Annotated in this window: 25 protein-coding genes; 8 read left to right on the plus strand and 17 right to left on the minus strand. The window is 51.4% G+C overall.

Annotated features, from left to right (window positions below; genetic code table 11):
- Nucleotides 1–57 precede the first annotated feature (57 nt).
- Nucleotides 58–579, minus strand: coding sequence for a hypothetical protein (locus ACFSB2_RS11565; RefSeq protein WP_377943205.1), 522 nt, complete (start codon nucleotides 577–579; stop codon nucleotides 58–60).
- 208 nt (nucleotides 580–787) lie between these two features.
- Here ACFSB2_RS11565 and ACFSB2_RS11570 point away from each other — a divergent pair, with 208 nt between their 5' ends.
- The 6 genes from ACFSB2_RS11570 (at nucleotide 788) to ACFSB2_RS11595 (ending at nucleotide 5,881) form a co-directional block, all read left to right on the plus strand.
- Complete coding sequence (locus tag ACFSB2_RS11570) at nucleotides 788–1,240, plus strand: DUF2231 domain-containing protein (RefSeq protein WP_377943206.1); 453 nt, start codon at nucleotides 788–790, stop codon at nucleotides 1,238–1,240.
- Nucleotides 1,241–1,326: 86 nt separating this feature from the next.
- Nucleotides 1,327–2,001 (plus strand): response regulator transcription factor, encoded by a 675-nt coding sequence (locus ACFSB2_RS11575; protein WP_377943207.1) that lies wholly within the window; start codon nucleotides 1,327–1,329, stop codon nucleotides 1,999–2,001.
- Between the two features lie 2 nt (nucleotides 2,002–2,003).
- Entirely contained in the window at nucleotides 2,004–3,293 is a 1,290-nt protein-coding gene (locus ACFSB2_RS11580; protein WP_377943208.1) for a sensor histidine kinase, read from the plus strand.
- Between the two features lie 136 nt (nucleotides 3,294–3,429).
- Nucleotides 3,430–3,999: an FMN-binding protein gene (locus ACFSB2_RS11585; RefSeq protein WP_377943209.1), complete on the plus strand. Its 570-nt coding sequence runs from the start codon at nucleotides 3,430–3,432 to the stop codon at nucleotides 3,997–3,999.
- 3 nt (nucleotides 4,000–4,002) lie between these two features.
- Nucleotides 4,003–4,971, plus strand: a complete 969-nt coding sequence (locus tag ACFSB2_RS11590) for an FAD:protein FMN transferase (protein WP_377943210.1) — start codon at nucleotides 4,003–4,005, stop codon at nucleotides 4,969–4,971.
- The gene (locus ACFSB2_RS11595; RefSeq protein ID WP_377943211.1) at nucleotides 4,931–5,881 is read left to right on the plus strand and encodes an RnfABCDGE type electron transport complex subunit D; all 951 of its coding nucleotides are present in this window, start codon (nucleotides 4,931–4,933) and stop codon (nucleotides 5,879–5,881) included. The genes ACFSB2_RS11590 and ACFSB2_RS11595 overlap by 41 nt, the downstream gene beginning before the upstream one ends.
- A gap of 147 nt (nucleotides 5,882–6,028) precedes the next feature.
- Here ACFSB2_RS11595 and ACFSB2_RS11600 read toward each other — a convergent pair whose 3' ends face one another.
- From ACFSB2_RS11600 to ACFSB2_RS11640, 9 genes are all read right to left on the minus strand, one after another.
- Nucleotides 6,029–6,856, minus strand: a complete 828-nt coding sequence (locus ACFSB2_RS11600; RefSeq protein WP_377943212.1) for a sugar phosphate isomerase/epimerase family protein — start codon at nucleotides 6,854–6,856, stop codon at nucleotides 6,029–6,031.
- 238 nt (nucleotides 6,857–7,094) lie between these two features.
- Entirely contained in the window at nucleotides 7,095–7,388 is a 294-nt protein-coding gene (locus tag ACFSB2_RS11605; RefSeq protein WP_377943213.1) for a hypothetical protein, read from the minus strand.
- Between the two features lie 28 nt (nucleotides 7,389–7,416).
- Nucleotides 7,417–7,875: a helix-turn-helix domain-containing protein gene (locus ACFSB2_RS11610; protein WP_377943214.1), complete on the minus strand. Its 459-nt coding sequence runs from the start codon at nucleotides 7,873–7,875 to the stop codon at nucleotides 7,417–7,419.
- A gap of 353 nt (nucleotides 7,876–8,228) precedes the next feature.
- A complete protein-coding gene (locus ACFSB2_RS11615; protein WP_377943215.1) occupies nucleotides 8,229–8,864 on the minus strand; it encodes a hypothetical protein in 636 nt (211 codons plus the stop codon).
- 90 nt (nucleotides 8,865–8,954) lie between these two features.
- Nucleotides 8,955–9,482, minus strand: a complete 528-nt coding sequence (locus ACFSB2_RS11620) for a YfiT family bacillithiol transferase (protein ID WP_377943216.1) — start codon at nucleotides 9,480–9,482, stop codon at nucleotides 8,955–8,957.
- Nucleotides 9,483–9,720: 238 nt separating this feature from the next.
- Entirely contained in the window at nucleotides 9,721–10,707 is a 987-nt protein-coding gene (locus ACFSB2_RS11625) for an aldo/keto reductase (RefSeq protein ID WP_377943217.1), read from the minus strand.
- Between the two features lie 101 nt (nucleotides 10,708–10,808).
- Nucleotides 10,809–11,981, minus strand: a complete 1,173-nt coding sequence (locus ACFSB2_RS11630; protein WP_377943218.1) for an HD domain-containing protein — start codon at nucleotides 11,979–11,981, stop codon at nucleotides 10,809–10,811.
- An 18-nt stretch (nucleotides 11,982–11,999) separates the two neighbouring features.
- On the minus strand, nucleotides 12,000–12,728 hold the full coding sequence (locus tag ACFSB2_RS11635) for an HAD family hydrolase (protein WP_377943219.1): 729 nt from the start codon (nucleotides 12,726–12,728) through the stop codon (nucleotides 12,000–12,002).
- 224 nt (nucleotides 12,729–12,952) lie between these two features.
- On the minus strand, nucleotides 12,953–14,668 hold the full coding sequence (locus ACFSB2_RS11640; RefSeq protein WP_377943220.1) for a purine-cytosine permease family protein: 1,716 nt from the start codon (nucleotides 14,666–14,668) through the stop codon (nucleotides 12,953–12,955).
- Between the two features lie 318 nt (nucleotides 14,669–14,986).
- Here ACFSB2_RS11640 and fmdA point away from each other — a divergent pair, with 318 nt between their 5' ends.
- Both fmdA and ACFSB2_RS11650 read left to right on the plus strand, forming a co-directional pair.
- Complete coding sequence (gene fmdA / locus ACFSB2_RS11645; protein WP_377943221.1) at nucleotides 14,987–16,165, plus strand: formamidase; 1,179 nt, start codon at nucleotides 14,987–14,989, stop codon at nucleotides 16,163–16,165.
- A 21-nt stretch (nucleotides 16,166–16,186) separates the two neighbouring features.
- Nucleotides 16,187–16,465 carry an FmdB family zinc ribbon protein gene (locus ACFSB2_RS11650; protein ID WP_377943222.1) on the plus strand — a complete coding sequence of 93 codons (279 nt, stop codon included), beginning with the start codon at nucleotides 16,187–16,189 and terminating at the stop codon, nucleotides 16,463–16,465.
- Nucleotides 16,466–16,536: 71 nt separating this feature from the next.
- Here the strand turns inward: ACFSB2_RS11650 and ACFSB2_RS11655 are convergent, their stop codons facing one another.
- From ACFSB2_RS11655 to ACFSB2_RS11685, 7 genes are all read right to left on the minus strand, one after another.
- On the minus strand, nucleotides 16,537–17,343 hold the full coding sequence (locus tag ACFSB2_RS11655; RefSeq protein WP_377943377.1) for an urease accessory protein UreD: 807 nt from the start codon (nucleotides 17,341–17,343) through the stop codon (nucleotides 16,537–16,539).
- Nucleotides 17,321–17,929, minus strand: coding sequence for an urease accessory protein UreG (gene ureG, locus ACFSB2_RS11660; protein WP_377943223.1), 609 nt, complete (start codon nucleotides 17,927–17,929; stop codon nucleotides 17,321–17,323). The genes ACFSB2_RS11655 and ureG overlap by 23 nt, the downstream gene beginning before the upstream one ends.
- 117 nt (nucleotides 17,930–18,046) lie before the next feature.
- The gene (locus ACFSB2_RS11665) at nucleotides 18,047–18,736 is read right to left on the minus strand and encodes an urease accessory protein UreF (protein WP_377943224.1); all 690 of its coding nucleotides are present in this window, start codon (nucleotides 18,734–18,736) and stop codon (nucleotides 18,047–18,049) included.
- Nucleotides 18,737–18,803: 67 nt separating this feature from the next.
- Entirely contained in the window at nucleotides 18,804–19,247 is a 444-nt protein-coding gene (locus tag ACFSB2_RS11670; protein WP_377943225.1) for an urease accessory protein UreE, read from the minus strand.
- Between the two features lie 81 nt (nucleotides 19,248–19,328).
- A complete protein-coding gene (gene ureC, locus ACFSB2_RS11675) occupies nucleotides 19,329–21,041 on the minus strand; it encodes an urease subunit alpha (protein WP_377943226.1) in 1,713 nt (570 codons plus the stop codon).
- Nucleotides 21,028–21,672 (minus strand): urease subunit gamma, encoded by a 645-nt coding sequence (gene ureA / locus ACFSB2_RS11680; RefSeq protein ID WP_377943227.1) that lies wholly within the window; start codon nucleotides 21,670–21,672, stop codon nucleotides 21,028–21,030. The genes ureC and ureA overlap by 14 nt, the downstream gene beginning before the upstream one ends.
- Before the next feature lie 13 nt (nucleotides 21,673–21,685).
- Nucleotides 21,686–22,435, minus strand: coding sequence for a hypothetical protein (locus ACFSB2_RS11685; RefSeq protein ID WP_377943228.1), 750 nt, complete (start codon nucleotides 22,433–22,435; stop codon nucleotides 21,686–21,688).
- Nucleotides 22,436–22,471 lie beyond the last annotated feature (36 nt).

Below are 22,471 nucleotides of genomic sequence, written 5' to 3' on the forward strand. Positions count from 1 at the left end.
CCGGTATCCGCGCACTTTCCGATGGGTTTATGTATGAAGGAAGAGGCGCATGGCGCCTCATACTTCGTTGACTTGAATCTGCCGAACCGCACCAACACGAACCCCGATGGCCGTAAATATGGTGCCAACAGACATGCAGGTAATGCCGACGATAAACATTGTGCGATTCACATCCTGTGTCACAAACAACTGCGGCGCATCAACGGTAACGAACACAACGAGCATGATGGATAGTACAACTGACACAATCATACCAAATAAAATGATCATTTCAGGAATGAATACGAACCTCAACTTCGACCATTGAAATTCAGTTCGAACGATGAGCATGGATATGAAGATGGTGCCTGCCACCAAAAGCATGGCGATCACGATGAAATAGCAGATGACCATCACAATCAGGTGCGCTTTGGTATGCACCATACGCTGCCAGTTCGCGAGGATGGTGGTCGAAACCACGAACAAAAACAGACAGGAGACTGCCCCGCAAAGTGGGACCATCAATTTTCTTTGTCTTTCCTTCACGACTTGTTTCACAGAGAGAAAGAATACGGGCAATCCCCCTGCCAAAAATGCCACAAATGCTAGACACCCAACAATGAAAACAGCGCGGAAAAGCACGCTGAATGCCGGGTGTGCCCCTGCATCCCCCCGTCGAGGAAGGTTGGCAAAAAACGTCTGGACATCAACCAAATGATCTTTTGAGAATTGACAGTTTAGACTGTACATCGTGCAGAATGGGCAATTTTGTTCTTTTTGCTTTACTATCTTGACTGGAGGAACCACAGTGACGAGCTTATATCATCTTTTTCCTAGTACCATCCACCCGATGGTGGTTCATTTCACCATCGCTGTGAACTATTTGTGCACTTTGGGCGGACTCGTAGGTCTGATTTGGCGAAAGGATCACTTTTGGGGCAAGCTGTTTTTCCTTCTGCTCGCACTGGGCATCCTGTCGACAATCGCCGCAGGTGCAGCTGGCGTCATCAGTGAGTCGTATATTTCCACGCGGCCCAGCGGGATCGAACCTGTCTTCCATGATCATAAAACATACGCTATGCTGACTGGGTTATTTCAAGTCATCGCCATCGCCGTTCAATCTTTCTCCTGGTGGCGCACTCGTTCCATGCGTGTCTCTTTTTGGGCATTTTTGCTCAGCATCGCTTCGACGGTATGTGTATCGATGGCCGGTCACCTCGGTGGGACAATGGTCTATCAATACGGGTTTGGCGTTCACTAATCAAGCTACTGACCTGTCAGCATACATTCTTCGATCACGATGTGATTGCGTTTGAAAATGGAAATATTGTATAGGGGGTGTGTCTTGTGCGCGTGTTGCTCATAGAAGACGATGTGCCGCTTCGTGATGCCATTGTCAAAATCCTTGCCGAGGCTTCTTATGTCGTCGATGAGGTAGGCAATGGAGAAGAGGCGTTGATCGCAGCGGAAACTGGCGTGTATGACGTTTTGATCGTCGACATCATGCTGCCGGGATTGGATGGCATTCAAATCGCAAAAAGCCTGCGCGGACAACACATGGATGTCCCCATCCTTTTCCTGACGGCAAAGGACAGCGTGGAATCTCGCGTGATCGGGCTAAATGCAGGCGGAGATGACTATTTGGTCAAGCCGTTTGCCATTGAAGAACTGTTGGCGCGTGTGCGCGCACTCCTGCGCAGAAAACGTCAAGTGAGCCAGGAGATGGTATTGACATATGGCCCGATTCGGCTTCAGACGGCCAGTCACGATTCGTTTATCGACGATTGTCCACTCGATTTGACGGAAAACGAATATCGCCTTCTGGAGTATTTAGTGTTGAACAAAGGCCGCATACTGACGCGAGAGCAAATTTTAAACCGGGTGTGGGGCATCGACGCCGAGGCAAATGCCGCCGTGGTTGATCTTTACATCCATTATCTGCGTAAAAAGCTGCTGGCAAGTGGCATCGATAAACATATCCGCACTGTCCGAGGTGTCGGCTATTCACTTAGAGGAGATTGAAGATGTTTCGTCAGGTTCGTTTACGTTTGGTGCTATGGAATTCAATCATTTTTTTGTCCATCCTCATCTGCTTCGGCATTACCGTCTATGGCTTCACACAGTATCGGTTGAATCAAGAGGTGGACGAGTCTCTCTCATCCGTGCAGCACAGTATGCAACATGGGCATTTTGAGATGATGCAGGATGACCCAGATCATGACCACGACAACGATGCTGACCATGATCACGGCATGAACAACGATATCGTCTATATCTTATATGATGGCGACGGCGACGTGATCGGATGTGCGCCGACAAATAGAGCGCTTCCCCCCGCTCGTACGCTGCCACATTTCAATCCAAATTCCAGTCGGCCATATACGTTGAGAATCGAAAATGTTCCATATCGGGTTGAGGAAGTCTCTATTCCTGCCGGCTCGTTTCAGAAAGATGGCCACGATGTGCGGCGAATAGAAGCGCTTTACAATTTGCAAGATCAGCAACATTTGCTCGACAGCCTGCGTTCCATCATGGAAATATGCGTCGTCTTGAGTATTGTGATTGTTTCGTTTGCGGGATTGTTTCTGGCTGGGCGCGCGTTGGTTCCCATTCAAAAGTCATGGCGCAGACAACAACAGTTTGTCGCTGATGCGTCCCACGAGTTGCGGACCCCTTTGTCGGTGATGCAGCTTCATTTGGAACGGTTGTTGCATCATCCAGATCAAACCATTGAGGAAGAGAGCGAGAACATCTCCATCGCGCTCAGAGAAGCCGGCCGAATGCGGAGATTGGTGGGCGATTTGTTGACGCTGGCGCGGGCAGACTCCAACCAACAACAAATCGTGGTGACACATGTATCCATAGACGAGGTCATCGGGGATGTCGCTTCGCAATTTAGCTATATCGCCGAAGCCCAAAACGTGACACTCACGCTCAACAGCGATGAGACGGTTGAAATCGAAGCGGACGAAGAACGCATCAGACAGTTAATCACCATTATCATGGACAACGCCATCAAATATACGGGCGATAACGGACGGGTTGAAGTGACTTGGAGTGCAACTGGCAATCAGGTTCACATCATCGTCACGGACACTGGCATTGGGATAGACAAAGCAGATTTGCCGCATATTTTTGAACGATTCTTCAGAGCGGACAAAGCGAGATCTCGGGAACAGCAGGGGACAGGCCTTGGGTTGTCGATTGCTGCTTGGATTGTCCAGCAACACCACGGCCGCATCCAGGCCGAAAGCCAACCAGGTCAGGGAACATCCATCCATATTGCTTTACCCATCAAGCATTCCACACGCTGACATCCACTCAAATTCAATTTCGAAGTTCGGGCGCTAAGCTGATACCATACCGCACACACGCATCAGCCCTGTCGGTATGGTCGCGAGAATGAACGTGCGAATGGTTTTTTCGCATATGAGTGGAGGCTTTCACACCATGGCACCGAAAAAATTTGGGAATGGACTGGTTGCACTGTGCACATTGGCTGTCGGCGCAGTCTATGGGGCTGGATACTTGATGACGAGCCATCAGTCCACGCAGTCAACGCAAAATCTACACACTGTCGATTCACATCGGATAAGCAATGTTCCAGCCAAAACTTCGACCATTGCCAACCATTCGACAAATGAACCTGACAGCACTTCGAACAGCAAGAAATCCGGATTAACCAAACAGACATCCAGCAACTCGTCCAATAGTGCCACATCGACCAATCAGTATTTGGATGGCACATACACAGGATCTGGTTCCAACGATATCGGCTCGGTTGAGGTTGCTGTCGTGATCAAGAATGGAAAAATCGCCGATGTTCAAATTACTTCGTGTGATACCCATTACCCTGAATCATTTATCGATCCGCAATTGCCACAGGAAGTGGTTGCGACCCAAAGCCCGAATGTCAACGTCGTTTCTGGGGCGACGAAGAGCACCGAGGATTTCGAAACGGCTGTCTATGAAGCGTTGTCCCAAGCGCAGAATCCAAAATACTCCCCCAAAGGAGAGTAAAAAGTGGCAAGTCGTCGTCGAAAGCGTTGGACGCAAGCGAGACTATTGATGGGTACCATCGTCACAATACAAGTCAGTTCATCCGAGGACGAGCAGGCCGTGCTGCAATCACTGGAACGAGCTTTTGCGGCATTTCGCGCAGTTGAGGCCGTTTGTAGCCGATTCGATCCCACTAGTGAATTGATGCGCTTGACCCGAACGGTTGGCGCGTTCGTTCCTGTCAGTGAAATTCTGTTTCAAACCGTACAGTTCGCCCTTGCTGTTGCACATCGCACAAATGGATTATTTGATCCTACGGTCGGCAGACGACTGGCCAAATTGGGATTTCATCAACACTATCTGACGCGCCAGTCCGTCCAAACGGTTGATGGGCCAAATGCGCACCAGGAAGCAAGTTATCAAGACGTAGAAATATCAACCGAAAAACAGGCGATTTGCCTACACAATCCACTCACACTGGATTTGGGCGCAGTGGCAAAGGGATTCGCGGTGGATTTGGCCGCACAGGAATTAAGGCGATACGAAGGATTTATCATTGATGCCGGTGGCGATTTATATGTTTCGGGAACAAACGATGAAGGCGCGCCCTGGCTGGTCGGTATACGAGATCCCTTCGTGAACACCCAAACCATTTGTACGCTCGAAGTGCACGATATGGCCGTATGCACATCTGGTGGGTACGAACGCAGAAGCACAGTGGATAAGCAGGCACATCACATTATTTACCCACACACCAACCGCTCGCCGGTCGATGTGGCAAGTTGTACAGTGCTGGCGCCATTTGCAATGTTGGCAGACGCCTTTTCCACCGTCGGCATGCTGCTCGATATACCAGCCAGTATCGATTTGTTCGACAGCGAACATCTTTCTAGTCTCATCATCACGAATGATAAAGAGATACACTTAACGGGACAAATGGAGGAATTCTTAGATGACAAATCCTCGTCAAAAGGCGAATGGCGCATCACATGACCCATTGCAAAACGCCACATCATCGCAGAATTCAGGACGAAAGCTGCCAAACAAGCGTGGACCTGTAATGCGTTTTCTAACGACGCCAAAAGGTTATGTGTTTTGTGCGCTCTTGCTGTTGATGTTCGTCGCGTCAATTCACAAAACTGATGCACACGGGATTGTAAATGTAGGCATCGCTGTCGTCACGGCGCTTCTCATCGACCTGCTCGTCGCCCTTATTCAAGGATACAAGCGCTATTTTTCGGACGGCGGCTTGGTGACAGGGTTGATTGTCGGATTGATTTTGGATTCGGCGGCCGCGTGGCCAATGATTACTCTTGTAACGGGCATTGCCGTCTTGTCAAAACACTTTCTCAAAGTCGGACGAAAACCGATTTTGAATCCAGCCGCCTTCGGATTGCTCGTCGCCGTTTATATTTTCCACATCGGTGAGAGCTGGTGGGGAGACCTGGCTGATCTATCCGGATGGTTCGCCTTGTTGCTATTGGCCTGTGGGTACATCATCGTCTCACGCATCAACAAATTCCCGCTTGTGTTTTCATTTTTGGCCGTGTACTTCGGGTTGTTGCTGACAGCGGCACTTTTGCACATCGGCAACGCGGCCTATTCGCCAGGTGATGCCCTGCGTGATCCGATTGTTAATTCTGCATTGTTCATGGCGTTCTTCATGCTCACGGATCCGCCCACTTCACCTGCGAAGTATGGCCATCAGGTGGTCTTTGGCGCTTTGACAGCCGTCGTCAGCACCGCGATATACATTGCCTTTGGCGGACTGACGTATTTGCTCGTCGGATTACTCGTGGCAAACGTAGCAAAAGCGTTGTTTATCCGCAGCGGCGATGCCAAGAAACGCGCAAAGTCTTCCCTAGGAAATTCACGTAACCGCGTGGCAACATCGCGCAATTAAACGTTTAGAACGCCATACGTGATGCCCCACGGTGTGTCGCAGAAACACAGTGTGGCATCACGTATGTATTGCTGATGTCAGCCAAAACCATGTACCGATATATCAAACTACCGCTTTACACTGTAATCGACTGCCTAAAGACCCTACTCATTCCCATGACTGACCAAGTTCATTAAGCATATCTTTCAGTGCGTTGGCGGCGACTCGAAATAAATCCGGACCACTAAATCCCGCATAAGTGCCTGCACTTGCCAAATGCGGCTCGATAGATAAAAATCCATCGTATCCCTTCGCAAACATCGCGCTTAAAACTGCTTTGACTTCCCCGTCACCTTTGCCTACAGGAACAACTTTATTTCCCGCAAACAAAGCGTCTTTGATATGGATATACTCGCAATACGGTTCAAGCGGCGCAAATGCTTGCGTGAACGGTTTTACGCCACATTGGACGAAATTGGCGGGATCAAACGCGCAGCGCAAGTTCGAAGAAGCGCATGTTTCTAAAATATCAAGACAACGTTCTGTGATGTCGCCATAAATATCTTTTTCGTTCTCATGCAGTAAAGTGACACCAGCAGCGCTGGCCCTGCGAACCAATTCCTGCATGCGGGAAATCACTTCATCGCGATAATCTGCGGGATTCTCTCCTTTAGGGATAAAAAACGAAAAAATCCGGATATATTTCGTATCAAAAAAATGAGCTGCGTGAATGGCCCGCTCAAATCTGGCCAGATGTTGCTCAAAATCATCCGTGATGGAAATCTTCCCAATCGGTGAACCGATAGCCGATAGCTTGAACCCTCTCGCTTTGAGCGCATCCCTTACTTGCGTCAACTCAGCATCGGTCAAATCAAGCACGTTTTTATGCCAAACGCCCCGAAATTCAATGTGCTTGATCCCTACGGATTCGAGTACGTCCATCTGTTCTGTCAAATCGGAGGAAATTTCATCTGCAAACGCGGATAAAGTGACCATGCTAATCTTCTCTCCTTATGTGTAGAAATACATAGCAAATTGCGGCTTCATTTTGAAATCGACAGAAATCATAATCTACTCTTGGCCTATTGCACACAATTGTTCGCCAGTCTATTGCAGAAATCGCTTTCTACTTCTCTTCACCATATTAAAGCAACCGCTAGGGGATGCAAGTTCACTTGCCGTGGTCGTGTCGAAAGAACCGTTCTATCATTGCATAGAAGCGGCGTTCACGGCGCTAACCGTCACTTCCGGCATATAAAGACGATGTGCATCCAGGCTTGCTGACTACGCGATGCACGACTGCAAACAGGCGCAGCGCTAAATCTGCTTTCACATTCAGCCGATATCCTCCGCGAACCCTGTCGACAAACCCCATTTCAATACACGAAATGATCACCTCGTCAAAATTGATACCCGGCAGGCGGGCACGCAACACGGTTTCTGCTACCGTAAATTCAGGTTGTAGACTTGTGTTGTCAGGCAGCAATTCGAGTAAAATTTTCAACATGTCTTGTGGGAGAATATTCATAGGGAATTCCGGGTGATCTCGTGCTGCATCATTCGCTGCCGTTAAAAACGCTGTTGTCGCAAAGCAAGCAAACTTCCCTCTGGCCCATCCATACACCTAATCCAGTTGGTCCAAGGTGGATTGCAGGCAGCGCCGAATTCTCCAGAGCTAGAGCGTGATCGTCAGCGGATATGGGTTGCCCGATCGTATCGATGATCTCGCCCAAGAAATCGCTTTGATGTTCAGGCGTCATTTTTCTCAACTCTACTTTGATTTGGGGCAACATTGCCGCCAAAGTGCACACATTACCAAGCATGAAATCTGTGGTGCATCCTAGAATATTTGCTATCCTTACGACAAGAGAGATGTCCGGTGAAGATTCGCCGTTTTCCCATTTCGAAACAGCTTGAGCAGATACGTGAAGCAACTGCCCCAGCTGTTCTTGCGTCATGTGCTTGTGATGACGAAGTCGGCTGATTCTTTCTCCAAGAGCCTGGGCGTCAGTCATATCTTAGCCACCTCCGTTTGAGTGCACTTCCTCTTCGGCGACATGCGTGATGCGTCCCGCACCAGCAGAATCATGAAAATGTCAGTCAATCAAGGCATCGCGGATGGCGCACGCAAAGGTACGGGATTATTTACAGGATAGAGGATTCGGGAGGGTGTGGGTATGGAGATGTGCTTTAGCTCGTCAACCGACAGTTGAAATTTTGTACGCTCCGTTGAGTGACATGCAAATCAGCGCCCTCGACGATAGATGTGCCCCAAGGCAAACCGCGACTGTATGTAGGCACATTCGACTGTGATACATGCCTGACCAGGTATATGTATGCCCATTTATCAAGGAAATGAAAATCCTCTTTAATACAACTCACTGTGCTGTGGAGACCATTGCCGCGGTTTTCCTTCCAGTTCTCCGTTATCTCGTTGAATCACATCTCCTTTGGCGTTCAAACCCTGCACTTCAACAAAACTTGCATGCTCTTCCTCTGTCAAAACGCGCATAAAATATCGACCATGTATTGATTCCAAGGGAATGTATCCCGTTTTCGTTTTGATGCGAAAACGAGTCACCTTTGCATCTGTTGTGTAACCGCTTAAACACCAATCAAACTGATAATCCATATCGTAACGGTAACCGCTCGCACGAGATGAAGAATATTTTAGATAATACTTACTGCGAAACAGCCTCCACGGTCTGTTGTCAGTCATCGGCATTGCATCACTGCCCATCCAACGCCACTTGCCCTCTTTATTCATAAATGCCAAGTGAAGGCACAACTCCTTATCCGGTGAGATCGACAAGATGTAGGCATATGGACTGTGAACAACGACGTGTAGCACTTGGTATCGTTTCGCTAGCTGAATTTCATTTAAAACATGTTGTTCCGTTCGGCATGTCACTGTCGTTGATGCCAGACTCTCTTGTATACAGATGATAAACACGAGTGAACACGCCACAAATCCTCTGATTGCTCTACTGACGAAGTGATTCATAGATAAACCTCCAAAATTCTATTGGAGGATATTGTGTGGAACAAAAGCAAATATATTCAGCTCATCTTTGCAGATTTTATCTATCCATTTTCACCATCCCATGCGTTCTCGCAATGAGGTGATCTGCGCTGTATGATGCCTACCGTGCCAAGCAATCAGACCGACAGCATTCTCCAACGTCCATGTGCCACTGACTGGATGTACATACGCACGCTGGAAATCCTCTGGCTTTAAACCCTGCAGCAACGTCACCAAACGCCCTTGGATGAGTTGGAATAACGCAAGCGCATCCTCGATTGGAACATCCTGATAATCTGGCAGACCAGCCCATAAATCCTCTTGCTGTATGGCGACCACCGGGTTATTTTCTGTGAGGGCAAATTTGAATCGGGTATATGCCACCATCTGGCCCTCCGCTAAATGGTGGACCACTTGTCGAACCGTCCAACCATCCGGGCGATAGGGCGTATCAAGTTGCTCCGGTGACAATCCGTTTATCGCCTGGCGGAGCTTAGACGGTGATGCGGCGATATCTCCTATCCAGCGTTCTTTTTGTTCGGGCGTGACTTTGTCCTGAATTTCGTATACCTTGCCAATCGGATACCGAAGCTTGTCCATATCTTTCACACACTCCAATGGATGATTGAACATCTAACCGAATATATCACGCAAGTTCATTTCTAAATAACGGATTCATCGTTGCCGTACACTTGAGGTTCTGTGAACACGTTTTTGGACAGTTTATATACTTGGACTGAGCAAACAGGAGTACAGGTTCAACACGTGCAATCTGTACCCTCTACTCCCGTTTGTCACCCTTCATCTTGAAGCTAGGAACCCCATATACACTGAAACCTTACAAATTGATGCTCCGCATTGAAGCTTCCGGATAGCGCGCGCCAAATGCTGCGCCCTTTGGTGCCGCCTCGTCAATTCGCGCCAAGTCCTCCTGCGTCAGTTCAACATCCAAAGCGCCCACGTTCTCCTCTAAATAGGTTCTGCGTTTTGTGCCCGGAATCGGCGCGATGTCGTCCCCTTGGGCCAGGAGCCAGGCCAACGCCAACTGCGATGGTTTACATTGTTTCTCGCTGGAAATTTCCTGAATTCGTTGGACGAGATCGAGATTCTTGTTGAAATTGTCGCCTTGCAATCGAGGAGAGGAACGACGAAAATCATCTTCCGCCAGATCCTCGAACTTCTGGATTTGCCCTGTGAGAAACCCACGTCCGAGCGGACTGTAAGCCACAAAGCCAATCCCCAGCTCGCGACAGACCGGCAGAATCTCGTCCTCCACATCGCGGCTCCAAAGTGAGTACTCTGTCTGCAGCGCGGTTATCGGATGGACGCTGTAAGCGCGGCGAATGGTCGGGGCTGCGGCCTCCGACAGCCCGAGAAAACGCACCTTGCCCGCCTGCACCAAATCGGCCATTGCGCCAACCGTTTCTTCAATGGGCGTGTTCGGATCTACTCTGTGCTGGTAGTAAAGGTCGATGTGATCGACGCCGAGACGACGCAGACTGGCGTCACAAGCGGCTTTGACATACGCTGGACGACCGTTGACACCGAGAAATTTTCCATCTTCACTGCGGACATTGCCAAATTTCGTCGCCAATATCACCTCATTGCGACGGCCTTTCAAAGCCTTGCCTACCAGTTCCTCATTCTTCCCGACACCGTACATATCTGCTGTGTCCAAATGGATCACGCCAAGCTCCAAAGCGCGATGAATTGTGCGTATGGCCTCGTCTTCATCCCGACCGCTGTAAAAGTCGGACATACCCATACAACCCAATCCGAGCGCCGAAACTTCTAAACCGTTTTTACCTAATGTCCGTTTCTTCAACTGTAAACCTCCATTTCAACGTTTAGAATTCATTTGCGAGATTTCACGAACCTCATTCAATTTTACGCCTGTTTCCCGAGACAAACCAATCCTCAACCTTACTATATACCAGGCGCTTTTTCCCGATAGAACAAAAAATGCGTGGGATATGACGAGATCGACAATGATTGGATGGTCGTAGATATATCGATGACATCTTTCGCGCCAGTTTCTATTTCGATGAGTATCCCGCCCTGATAAAGACCATATTTCACGTCAGACGCATACAACATCACTTGATACCCATCCGCATCATGGTCGACGGTGTTGAACAAAGTCTCGTCTTGTATGTCGATCCAGCGCAGCGGCGGATGATCCGATGAGGTCGTAAACCGTGTTGCCAACTCTGCGAGCAGTGAATCTTTCTCTTGCTGCCAGTGAAGCAGCAAATCCATCACGACGTCATCGGTCAGCGCCTCATAATCCTCGACTGGCCACGTTTTGTCCCCTTGCAAGAAAGCAGAGAGGACGGCGGGCATGTAAGTCAACTGACCATGTTGACTTAAAGACATCGCCCGCTTAAAAATCATTTTTAGCAGCAAATCATAGCTGACCACAGCTGGATGGCCGAACACGGTTTCGAAGAGGTCCCGCTTTATTTGCACGAGCTTCTCGATTGCCGAGAGCCTATCCGCCTTCACGAGCAACTGCCCATCCATCAACTGCAATCCTGCGATGAGTGTATCCAAGTCAAGCAAAGGGTTGTCAAGATTGGAATGATACAAATCCCGATTCAGGTAATCGAGTTTATCGGCGCCCACTGGTGAAAACAACAAGGTTTCCACCACAGGGAACTTTCCTTGCCGGCGCATGATGTCGATCACGTCTTGCCGCAATCCCGGTGTCCTGTCCAGGATGAGGCGAATGTCTGTATCTTCGTTGATGATTCTGGTCGTCCACACTTCGTGATGGATGTCTGTGATCTGTTCAAAACAGTGAGAGAATGGCCCGTGCCCAATATCGTGCAGCAGCGCGGCTGTAAGCGCGAGCGTCCGTTCGTAGTCTGTGAATATGTACTGGCCTGATGCTTGCATGTGTGTCAGCAGTTTACGCATGTTGTTGTAGACCCCGATGGAATGGGCGAAGCGATGATGTGTAGCTGTGGCGCATCGTCTGTATGTGTTTCCCTGCTGCTTTAATTTTTGCAGCCGTTGAAACGCGGCAGTGTGAATCAAATCCTGCAAATCAGCGTGCTCAATCTGAATGACGCCATGGATCACATCATCAAACTGCATATGAGCCCCTCCTCGCAATCAGCACCAGCTTGGTTCAAGAATATCTGATAGGGTTGAAATGGTCCTGTAAGGCGTGGTCGCACAATCCACTGGCAATCCTCTTCCTCGATAATCGACCCAAATACCCCGGATACCCAATTGCTGCGGAACGACGATTTCCCATTCCAGATTGTCCCCAATCATCCAGACATCTTCTGGCGGTAGGCCAAGTTCATCGAGTGCCCGTAGGTAAACACGCTCGTCCGGTTTGCCAAAACCACACTCTCCTTCAATCAAAATGGCTGTGAAAAACTGCTGCAAATGGAAGCGTTCAATCTTCTCCCGCTGCCCTTTGGCATCACCGTTGGTCACCAAAACTAAAGGAATTTCACGTTCCCGAAGATACTGAAGTGTCTCGATGGCTCCTTTTACGGGGTGAATCTGCTGTGTTCGAATGATGTTATATGTATCGGCGATGTGCGAGGCAAGACCAGCATCATCCAGGTTTAGCGCCTTCATCGCATCGAAAACGATCTGCTTTCGTGTATCTTTTAAATTCAATCGCCCGATCCGATGACGGTCGAGATCGCCCCAAAAATGCGCGGCAGTTGCTTTGATGGATTGATGCAACGCTTGGGCATCTACGGGATGGAGCGACTTTGTGTACGTGTTTAATGTCTCTATCCAACTGCTATCCGCGACAGCGTCGAACGCCAAAATCGTATCATCTAAGTCCAACAACAGTCCCTTGGGCAATGTCAGGCTCATCAAATCACTCCCTCGCAATATGTCTTATCCTCATTTCTCCATCCCTCGTTTCCATCCTCCCATCGATGCACACATGGACAAACGCATAACGTCAAAAACGCCGTGTGGCCTTGTTTGGCCAGACGACGTTTTTGACAGAAGCGCAAGACAACAACAGCGAGACGGTTTGCAACAACCTTCCTTTTTGCCAATCCACCATCCGCAAGCGAGGCTACCTATTTCCCTTACGCCTTTAACGAATGGCTATGTTGATGCCCTGCAGTCGCGGAGTTCTTCTTGCACATATCATGGCAGTTTTTCTCCAAGCTGCAACAGAGTGAACAGATGGAGCCTTTGTGAAACGGACAATCGAGCATATCTTCCTGCTCGTATTCATAGCCACAGTTGGCACAAAGTGTCGTACTTGGTTCAACATCAGCTTCATGTTCCACACTGTGCAGCGGCAATTCCAGCAAAGTTGCCTGGCGAGTTGTGTTTTCACGCGCGATGTAATATTTCCCCCGCGTCACCAAGGCGATGATGGGCGCCAAGACGAACGCCAAGACAATGGAGACAAACGGCGAGAATGCCTGCATCGTCGGGCCAAACGCGTTAAAAAAGGCTGCGATGGAGATGCCCGACGCAATGATCATGGAACCAAAGCCAACCGGATTGAAATTGTACAGGTGCCCGCGCTTGTATTCGATATACGACGGACTGATTTTCAAGAGTGACTTGTTAATCACCAAGTCACTGACCAACGCCCCAATCCAAGCGACGGCCACATTGGCATAGAAGCCCAGCACCGTATTGAGGAATCCGAACACGCCGCCTTCCATCAAGGCCAGCGCGATACCCACGTTCAAAAACAGCCAGACGACTCGGCCAGGATGGAAGTGAAAAATCCGCGAGAAGAAATTGGACCAAGACAATGAGCCTGAGTACGCGTTTGTCGTGTTGATTTTGATTTGGGAGAGGAGCACGAAAAACGTCGCGACGGACAAGGCCGCAAAAGCACCAGGCACCACCGTGTGAAAAGCTTGCGTGTACATGTTGATTGGCTCATCCGCCTGCACCGCGCCCAGCGCAGGTTCAATGTACGACGCCAACAGAGATCCGCCAAGCTGCTTGATGGCCCCCAGGATGACCCAACCAGGTCCAGCCAAAATCACTGCCCACATCCACTTGGAGCGATTGGCCTTCGTCTTGTTGGGCATAAAGCGCAGGTAATCGACCTGTTCGCCAATCTGGGCGATGAGCGACAGCGTCACACCTGCTGCCAAGCCAAATTCAAGCGCATTGAAGTGCGCGCCCGATTTTGACGATCCGGCAAAATGGAACCAGTGCACAAACGCCATCGGATCCTTGAACGCAATCGCGACAAACGGACCGAGCATCATGATCAGCCACACTGGCTGTGTGGCGACTTGCATTTTGGAGAGCGCCGTCATGCCGAACATCACCAACGGGATGACGACGAGTGAACAAATCAGATATCCGACGGCAAGCGGAATGTGAAAATACATCTGCAGCGCCTGCGCCATTACGGAGCCTTCTAGGGAGAAGTAGATAAAGGTGAAGGATGCGTAAACAAGCGAGGTCAGAGTCGAGCCGTAGTAGCCGAAGCCCGCGCCTCGCGTCAGCAAATCCATGTCAATATTGTATTTGGCTGAATAGTAGGCAATGGGAATGCCTGTGAGAAAAATGATTGCGGCGACCACCAGAATGGCGACCAATGCGTTCATGAAACCGTAACTCAAAGCGACAGAACCCCCGATGGCAAAGTCAGCCATATAGGCGATCCCGCCGAGCGCAGAGTTCATGACCGTGAATTCTGTCCATTTTCGAAAGGACTTTGGCGCATAGCGCAGCGCGTAGTCCTCCAACACTGGATTGTTCACCAGTTTATTGAAGGATCGCTTGGGCTTTAGCGGACGTTCCTGTTCTTTGATAACCGACATTTCTTTTCATCTCCTCCCAATGATTAGACTGAATTTTCACTTAAGGTAGCATCTATGCAAGCTCATACGCAACGTTATTTGTAAACTTATTTAACATATAAATTGTTTTTCATCTCGAAACAAGCGGAAATCAGCGTTTTGTGTAAATATATCTAACAATATCAATTGACAAATCACGCGAAAATCGAAAATATTAAGTTAAGATTCATACCACAAGGAGAGGAGCAAGATTCGATTCGAAAGTTAATTTGAGGGTTTGCTGATCAATCCGTCGATCCGCTGGATGACGTATATTCCGTTCGTTGGAAGGATGGTATCATGCCTGACGTTCTATTCCGTGTCGATTTGACAAAACCCATCGGTGAACAGGAACTCCCAGGCCACAATCGCTGGCATCCGGATATTCCTGCTGTCGTCTCTGTCAATCCAGGTGAACAATTTCGTATTGAATGCAAGGATTGGACCGATGGCCAGATTGGCAACAATGACGATGCAGCAGACATTCGCGACGTCGATTTAAACCGCGTGCATGTCCTCAGCGGCCCCATCTACATCAACGGCGCCGAGCCGGGAGATCTCCTCGTCGTGGAGATCTTGGATATCGGCGCGCTGCCAAATTCCGAGTGGGGATACAACGGCATTTTTGCCAAGGAAAACGGCGGTAGTTTTTTGGTCGATCACTATCCAGAAGCATGCAAATCGATTTGGGACTTCCATGGCATCTACACGACTTCACGTCATGTGCCTGGTGTCAGATTTCCCGGTATCATTCACCCTGGACTTATCGGCGTTGCGCCATCGCACAAACTTCTGGATACTTGGAACAGCCGTGAAAAGAAACTGGTGGACACGAACCCCAACCGCATCCCCGCTTTGGCCAATCTGCCGGAACCAGATGGCGCTGTGCTGGGGACGTTGACCGGCGCTGCTTTTGACAGTGTGGCAAAAGCAGCGGCCCGCACAGTTCCACCGCGTGAAAACGGCGGCAACTGCGACATCAAAAACCTGTCAAAAGGAAGCAAAATCTACTTCCCGGTCTTTGTCGATGGCGCAAAATTATCCATGGGGGACATTCATTTTTCGCAAGGGGATGGCGAGATCACATTTTGTGGCGCCATTGAAATGAACGGCTGGATCGATCTCCACGTCGACCTCATCAAAGGCGGCATGGCGAAATACAGTATCGGCGAAAACCCCGTGTTTAAGCCTGGCCCTGTCGAACCAAAATTCTCGGAATATATCGTCTTCGAGGGGATTTCTGTGGATGAATTCACTGGCGAACAGCGATATCTGGATGCTCACGTCGCCTATCGCCGCGCATGCTTAAACGCCATCGAATATCTAAAGGGTTTTGGCTTCACTGGTGAACAGGCCTACATGATTCTTGGCACAGCGCCTGTTGAAGGGCGGATCAGCGGCATTGTGGATGTTCCCAACGCGTGTTGCACGCTAGCCATTCCCACCAGCATCTTCGAACAGGATATCGTCCCCAGATAAACTGGATGGAGGAGAAAGCTCATGCCTCAATACGAATTTGCTTGTCATCGCTGCGGACCGTTCAGCCTGGAGATGAACATGGCAGATGCCCGTTCAACAACCGCCTGTCCCCAATGTCAGGCACTCGCTTCCCGCGTCTATGCGCGTATCGGGTTTGTCACGACGGATCGAACCATTCATCGGCGTCTGGACAACAGCGGCCAACCCAAGGTCATGGCAAAAGAAGCGTTAAAGGGAACCCCTTTGCGCAGCCTGCATCACCACCACGGGCCAGCGCGCCCTTGGCAAGTGGGCCATTGAACACATAAGGTGTGTTACCAAAGTGAGTCAATCAGTCCCTTGTGCCAGACAACAGGCATGAGGGACGCACCTCATCCTTTATATGGGTCGATCACGCCGTACGCCCGCTCAATCACGCGCTCGACCAGTTGAATCCTTGTCCCTAAAATTCGCAGCACGAACCCGGCATCTGCGAGATACGATACCCCCACACGAACCTCTGCCGACTGGAGCGCAGCGCCATGCTCGCGTAAATTTTGTTCGAGTTGCTCCGGAAAATCCCCGATGAGATACACACTGCCGAGCACCGGAAACCCATCTGCCCAGATGCGGCCTCGCCCAAGTGACCGCCGACCAGCCTGTATCGCATCCCGCAAGATAAGTTTGTCGCCGCGAAACACTTGGAGTGTCGAAGACAACTTTTCAAAGGCGAGCGATTCGACATCTGGCGTTTGTCCGCCGACGAGGATCTCAGAGATAGACGCGATAGCCCCTAGCCCCAATTGGACATCTGTATGAGCAGTATACACAGCATCTGGATAGGGCAGCACCACGTTTGGCTTCATCGTCAATCGACTGGACGCGCCAAGTGTGATGTCCGTTTGCTGGCTGGAACCTGCCATGCCGGGCAGCACCTTTGTATACGACTGAAAACCGACGACGGCCTCGGCTTGCTCGTGAAGCGTGATGCGCTGCGCATAGCCATCTCCGTTCATACTGCCTGGCCCCAGGTGAATCAACTGTATTTCAGGGCGTCGTCCTGTCCCTCTGTAAACAGGGCGACTCGCGCGCAGCAACCCCGTGCTCTGTTGACCCGCCACAAGCGTGACGCCCGCTTCCTGGCGAAATGTCAGGGCGACTGTGCCCGTGACGACATCAGGCATCGACAAGGAGCGCATTGTACTCAAGCCACGCCACCACCTCGTCCAACCCTTCGTTCACCAACAAGTTGGTGAAGAGAAATGGTCGCTCGCCGCGCATGCTTTTGGCGTCGCGCGCCATCACGTCCAAACTCGCCCCCACGTGCGGCGCCAAGTCCTTTTTGTTGATGATGAGCAAATCGGATTTGCAAATCCCCGGGCCGCCCTTGCGAGGAATTTTTTCTCCTTGCGCCACATCGATGATATAAATGGTGAAGTCGGCCAGTTCCGGGCTGAATGTGGCCGCCAGATTGTCTCCCCCGCTTTCGACGAAGATGATCTCCAAATCTGCAAAGCGGGTTTCCAACGCCTCAATGGCTTGCAGATTCATCGTGGCATCCTCGCGGATGGCGGTGTGTGGGCAGCCGCCTGTCTCGACACCGACAATTCGCGCTGCTTCCAATATCCCATGTTTCACGAGAAACTCTGCGTCCTCACGCGTGAAAATATCATTCGTCACCACCGCCATTTGGTAGCGACCGTATAATGTTCTTGTCAGTCGCTCCACAAGCGCCGTCTTGCCAGCCCCAACCGGGCCGCCAATGCCAATCCGAATCGCGCTCATTTGTACTCCTCCGTTCACTACTGAAGACGTCATGCGAGATGCGCCCCGCTCGGCAAAATTATAAAATCCAATCATATCGAAACATGGCAGGGCCTAGCCCCCAGCACACATGGCGCATTAGGACATGAACAGCCGACCGTTCAACGCTTTGTGGTTCATCTGCGCAATTTCCCACATCGCGGCGGTCGACGAGATGTCTGCCATCTGATACCCAGCCATGCTCGGCGCACTTTCAATCCACGAGCGACCAGTCGCCAGCAATTGTTGTCCTGCCGACTGGCCAATCGGCACAGCGCGCACTGCGGCGGCAATGAGGCTCGACAACGCGCTGTACAATACCGCCGTGCGCGTAAAATCCTGACCAATACCCATCTCCGCACTTGCGACCGCCAACGCCAACGCGTGTGTCGCGCACGCTTCGCCTGCTGCGACCTTCTCCCAGTACCACTGTGTTGCGCCACCATGGGGGACGAGATCATGCAATACTTGCAATGACCGTTTGCCAATCAACAGCGCGCCGCGCTTCGATTGTTCGGCAAGCAGCGAAGCTGAGACAAGCTCGGCGAGGGCGAGGAGCCCTTCCATATCCCCAGCTTTGGTCAACGCCCAAGCAATATGAGCAGCAAGGCCATCAAAGGGAACGAGTTGCAGGTGAAACCAATCCGCAAGCGCCTGTTCGAACGTCGCCGCGTCCACGACCAGCCCCGCTTCAATCAGCGTCTCCAAGCCAAAGGAGTGCGAGAATGCGCCATTCGGAAAATTGCCGTCACCCATCTGGAGCATAAACGAAAACTGTGCAGGATTCATGAGCGCCTCCTCTAAGGACTGGTGAAAATCAATCGGATTGATGGCTCGGGCGCTGTTCACAAGTCTCTTAGTGCATGTGCGGCGCAAAAATGTGTAAAAAGGGGCGCTCCAGCGTCCGCAACACGCGTTCGCAAGCGATATCCATCCCCTGAAACAGCGTTTCCAAAAGCGGGTGATAGGCCACTACTATCTCGTTTTCCTCAATCTGAATGGGCATATGCCGATTCCCCAATTGATGACCAACCTCGGCAATCTGCGCAAAACTTGTCGGTCGAATGACCAGCACCCATTCTGGGATGACGCGCACAACCACGGCACAGCGCGCTTCAGCCAACAGCACATCGCCGGGCTTCAACAGCGTATTCCGCGGCAAGGATGCCTTGATTTCACGTCCAGATACAGTTTTCTTGCGAAAGACTCTTTTGGCGAGTTCGTCGCTTGTCAACATCAGTTCATCAAATGTGTACCCCTGAAAATGCGCCTCGCAGCCTAACACAGCTGTGATTTTCATTGCAACCAACCTCCCAGACGCATATCCACACATCTGCGCTCTGCTCTTGTACAGCTGTGAGCCGTCGAGCGCATCACTGGCTTAAAACAAAAAGTACCGCTGGGCCATCGGCAGAACTTCCGCTGGTTCACAGGTCAACCACTCTCCGTCTGCAGTGACGCGATACGAAAGAGGATCCACCTCAATCACAGGTCGCGCGGCGTTGTGTACCATCGACTGCTTGCCGATGTCACGGCAATGCGCAACCGGGATCAACGGCTTAGAGAGCCCATACTCCTGGACAATGCCCAATTGCAACGACGCCTGCGAGACAAAGGTCAACGACGTGGCAAAGCGCGCTTTCCCCATTTGCCCGAACATCGGCCGATAAAACATCGGTTGTGGTGTGGGAATGGAAGCGTTGGGATCACCCATGTTCGCCAGCGCGATGGTCCCGCCTTTCAACACCAACTCGGGCTTCACACCAAAAAAGGCTGGCGACCACAAGACGAGATCGGCAAATTTGCCCACTTCCACAGAGCCGACGTGCTGGGCAATGCCGTGCGTGATGGCTGGATTGATGGTGTACTTGGCGACATATCGCTTGACACGGGCATTGTCTGCTGGACCATCGCCAACGAGCGCGCCGCGCTGCCGTTTCATTTTATCTGCGGTCTGCCACGTGCGAATGATGACTTCGCCGACCCGCCCCATCGCCTGGGAATCGGAGCTCATCATGCTGAAGACGCCGAGATCATGCAGGATGTCTTCTGCGCCAATGGTTTCTGGCCGGATGCGGGAATCGGCAAAAGCGATGTCTTCCGGAATATTCGGGTCGAGGTGGTGACAAACCATCAACATGTCCAAATGTTCATCCACTGTATTTTTCGTGTACGGTCGCGTCGGATTCGTCGACGACGGCAGCACGTTTTCCATGGACGCGATGCGGATGATGTCCGGCGCATGCCCGCCGCCGGCGCCCTCCGTATGGTAGGTGTGAATGGTCCGGCCACCGATGGCCGCAATGGTGTCCTGCACAAACCCACCTTCATTGAGTGTGTCCGTGTGGATGGCGACTTGGACATCGTAGTCATCCGCCACGCCCAGGCAGGTGTCAATCGCATGTGGTGTGCTGCCCCAGTCCTCATGCAATTTCAAGCCGATGGCCCCTGCTTCAATCTGTTCCGCGATGGCCCGATAGCCAGATGCATTGCCTTTGCCGAGAAAGCCGACATTCACCGGCAACGCCTCCGCCGCCTCCAACATCCGCCGCAAATGCCACGCCCCCGGTGTACACGTAGTCGCCAGCGTGCCCGTCGCCGGCCCCGTACCGCCGCCCAACATCGTCGTGACGCCGCTTTGCAAGGCCACCTCCACCTGTTGCGGACTGATAAAGTGAATGTGGCTGTCGATGCCACCCGCCGTGACAATCCGATTTTCCGCCGCAACCACTTCTGTGCTCGCGCCAATGACCATCCCCGGCGTGACACCGTCCATCGTCAATGGATTGCCAGACTTGCCGATGCCGACGATATACCCATCCTTGATGCCGATGTCCGCTTTGACAATGCCCCAACTGTCGAGAATGATGGCGTTCGTGATGACCAAATCCAGCACATCTTCGGCTCTCGTCGCATACGGATGCTGCCCCATGCCATCGCGAATGGTTTTGCCGCCGCCAAACTTGGCTTCATCACCATAAACCGTGTAATCTCGCTCAATTTCAATCAAGAGCTCCGTATCCGCCAATCGGACCCTGTCGCCCGTCGTCGGCCCGTACATCCCCGCGTAGGCAGCCCGATCAATCCTCTGCATCGCCCATCCCCCCGTTGACTTCGCCGCGGAACCCGTAAATCTGCTGCTCACCGCCAAATTTCACAAGACTGACTTCCAATTCGACGCCCGGTTCGAAGCGAATCGCCGTGCCGGACGGCACATCCAACCGATATCCTTTTGTCCCCTCTCGCTTAAACGCCAACGCGTGATTCACCTCATAGAAATGGTAGTGGGACCCGACCTGAATCGGCCTGTCGCCAGTATTCCGGACAAGCCGCACGGTTCGATCCCGCTTTGGCACCAAAGCAATGCCCTGGGTATCGCTTTCATCAAGCAGCGTCTCACCTGGTGTCCATTCAGATACGCCGCTGCGGATGGGCGTGTGCACCGTCACGAGTTTGGTGCCATCTGGAAACGTCGCTTCCACCTGCACTTCGTGAATCATCGCCGCAACCCCCGGCATGACATCATCTGCGGACAACACATGCCTTGCCGCTTCCATCAGTTCAGCGACCGTCTTGCCAGCCCTCGCCTCTTCGGCGATGTAGGAAGACAACAAAGCGACCGCCTCGGGATAATTCAGCTTCAACCCACGCTCAAGGCGCTTTCTGGCCAGCTCAGCTGCCACAAAAATCAGCAGCTTGTCTCGTTCTTGCATGGTCAAATGCACAATTTGTCCCCTCCTACAACAAAGTCGGCAGCCATCCAGCATAGCCCATCGTGAAAATGACACCCATCAAGAGACTGTACGTCGCCGTTGCGATCCCGACCGTTCTCACCAACAACCGATGGCGCAGCGCGCTCATGAAGCCAGCCAGGCTGACGCACGTGATCATCAAGTGCGAACACAGAAGCCCCAGTACAAACAGCATGACGACCGAGAATCCCTTCACAGGCGACGCCAAACCAGACGCCGTCGCGAACAAGAGCAGCTGCGTCGGGGTCTCCGCACCGACTCCATGCACAATCCCAATGGAAAAAGCACCGGCGAACGTCACGCGGATCTGGGGTTTTGCCGCTGTCTGCTTGCGGTATCTGTTGCCGAAGCGAGCGTCGACCCATGCAAAAATGCTGTAAAAGCTGATGAGTAGCAGCCGCCAACGGCTGACAAACACGAATTCCTGGCGATTCCGAATGAGCGAAATGATGAAAAAGACGGCCAAAATCAGCAAGGTCACGCCGACGAAGCGCTCCATCATACCATCCACCCAATGTGGCAACGTCCAGCCCAGCAAGACAGCCAAAGCGCCGAACACGACGATGACCACCTCGTGTCCAATCGCATACCAAAGCGCGAGCATGAATCCCCGTCGCTTGTCGGTCTCTCCGCCGACTAAATCTGTAATGGCTGCAATGTGATCCCAATCTATCCCGTGCCGAAATCCAAGTACGACCGCCAACATCGCCAGCCCAATCAGGGTAGTTTGACTCACAGGCAATCCTCCATTGACTAAGTAAACTTATGTTAC

Origin of the sequence: Alicyclobacillus fodiniaquatilis (genome assembly GCF_042678105.1) — a bacterium.
GTDB lineage: Bacteria > Bacillota > Bacilli > Alicyclobacillales > Alicyclobacillaceae > Alicyclobacillus > Alicyclobacillus fodiniaquatilis.

Coding starts and splice junctions, on each gene's coding strand:
- ACFSB2_RS11580 (WP_377943208.1), top strand. CDS start 2,004: ATGTTTCGTCAGGTTCGTTTACGTTTGGTGCTATGGAATTCAATCATT.
- ACFSB2_RS11585 (WP_377943209.1), top strand. CDS start 3,430: ATGGCACCGAAAAAATTTGGGAATGGACTGGTTGCACTGTGCACATTG.
- ACFSB2_RS11595 (WP_377943211.1), top strand. CDS start 4,931: ATGACAAATCCTCGTCAAAAGGCGAATGGCGCATCACATGACCCATTG.
- ACFSB2_RS11600 (WP_377943212.1), bottom strand. CDS start 6,856: ATGGTCACTTTATCCGCGTTTGCAGATGAAATTTCCTCCGATTTGACA.
- ACFSB2_RS11605 (WP_377943213.1), bottom strand. CDS start 7,388: ATGAATATTCTCCCACAAGACATGTTGAAAATTTTACTCGAATTGCTG.
- ACFSB2_RS11610 (WP_377943214.1), bottom strand. CDS start 7,875: ATGACTGACGCCCAGGCTCTTGGAGAAAGAATCAGCCGACTTCGTCAT.
- ACFSB2_RS11615 (WP_377943215.1), bottom strand. CDS start 8,864: ATGAATCACTTCGTCAGTAGAGCAATCAGAGGATTTGTGGCGTGTTCA.
- ACFSB2_RS11620 (WP_377943216.1), bottom strand. CDS start 9,482: ATGGACAAGCTTCGGTATCCGATTGGCAAGGTATACGAAATTCAGGAC.
- ACFSB2_RS11630 (WP_377943218.1), bottom strand. CDS start 11,981: ATGCAGTTTGATGATGTGATCCATGGCGTCATTCAGATTGAGCACGCT.
- ACFSB2_RS11635 (WP_377943219.1), bottom strand. CDS start 12,728: ATGAGCCTGACATTGCCCAAGGGACTGTTGTTGGACTTAGATGATACG.
- ACFSB2_RS11640 (WP_377943220.1), bottom strand. CDS start 14,668: ATGTCGGTTATCAAAGAACAGGAACGTCCGCTAAAGCCCAAGCGATCC.
- fmdA (WP_377943221.1), top strand. CDS start 14,987: ATGCCTGACGTTCTATTCCGTGTCGATTTGACAAAACCCATCGGTGAA.
- ACFSB2_RS11650 (WP_377943222.1), top strand. CDS start 16,187: ATGCCTCAATACGAATTTGCTTGTCATCGCTGCGGACCGTTCAGCCTG.
- ACFSB2_RS11655 (WP_377943377.1), bottom strand. CDS start 17,343: ATGCGCTCCTTGTCGATGCCTGATGTCGTCACGGGCACAGTCGCCCTG.
- ureG (WP_377943223.1), bottom strand. CDS start 17,929: ATGAGCGCGATTCGGATTGGCATTGGCGGCCCGGTTGGGGCTGGCAAG.
- ACFSB2_RS11665 (WP_377943224.1), bottom strand. CDS start 18,736: ATGAATCCTGCACAGTTTTCGTTTATGCTCCAGATGGGTGACGGCAAT.
- ACFSB2_RS11670 (WP_377943225.1), bottom strand. CDS start 19,247: ATGAAAATCACAGCTGTGTTAGGCTGCGAGGCGCATTTTCAGGGGTAC.
- ureC (WP_377943226.1), bottom strand. CDS start 21,041: ATGCAGAGGATTGATCGGGCTGCCTACGCGGGGATGTACGGGCCGACG.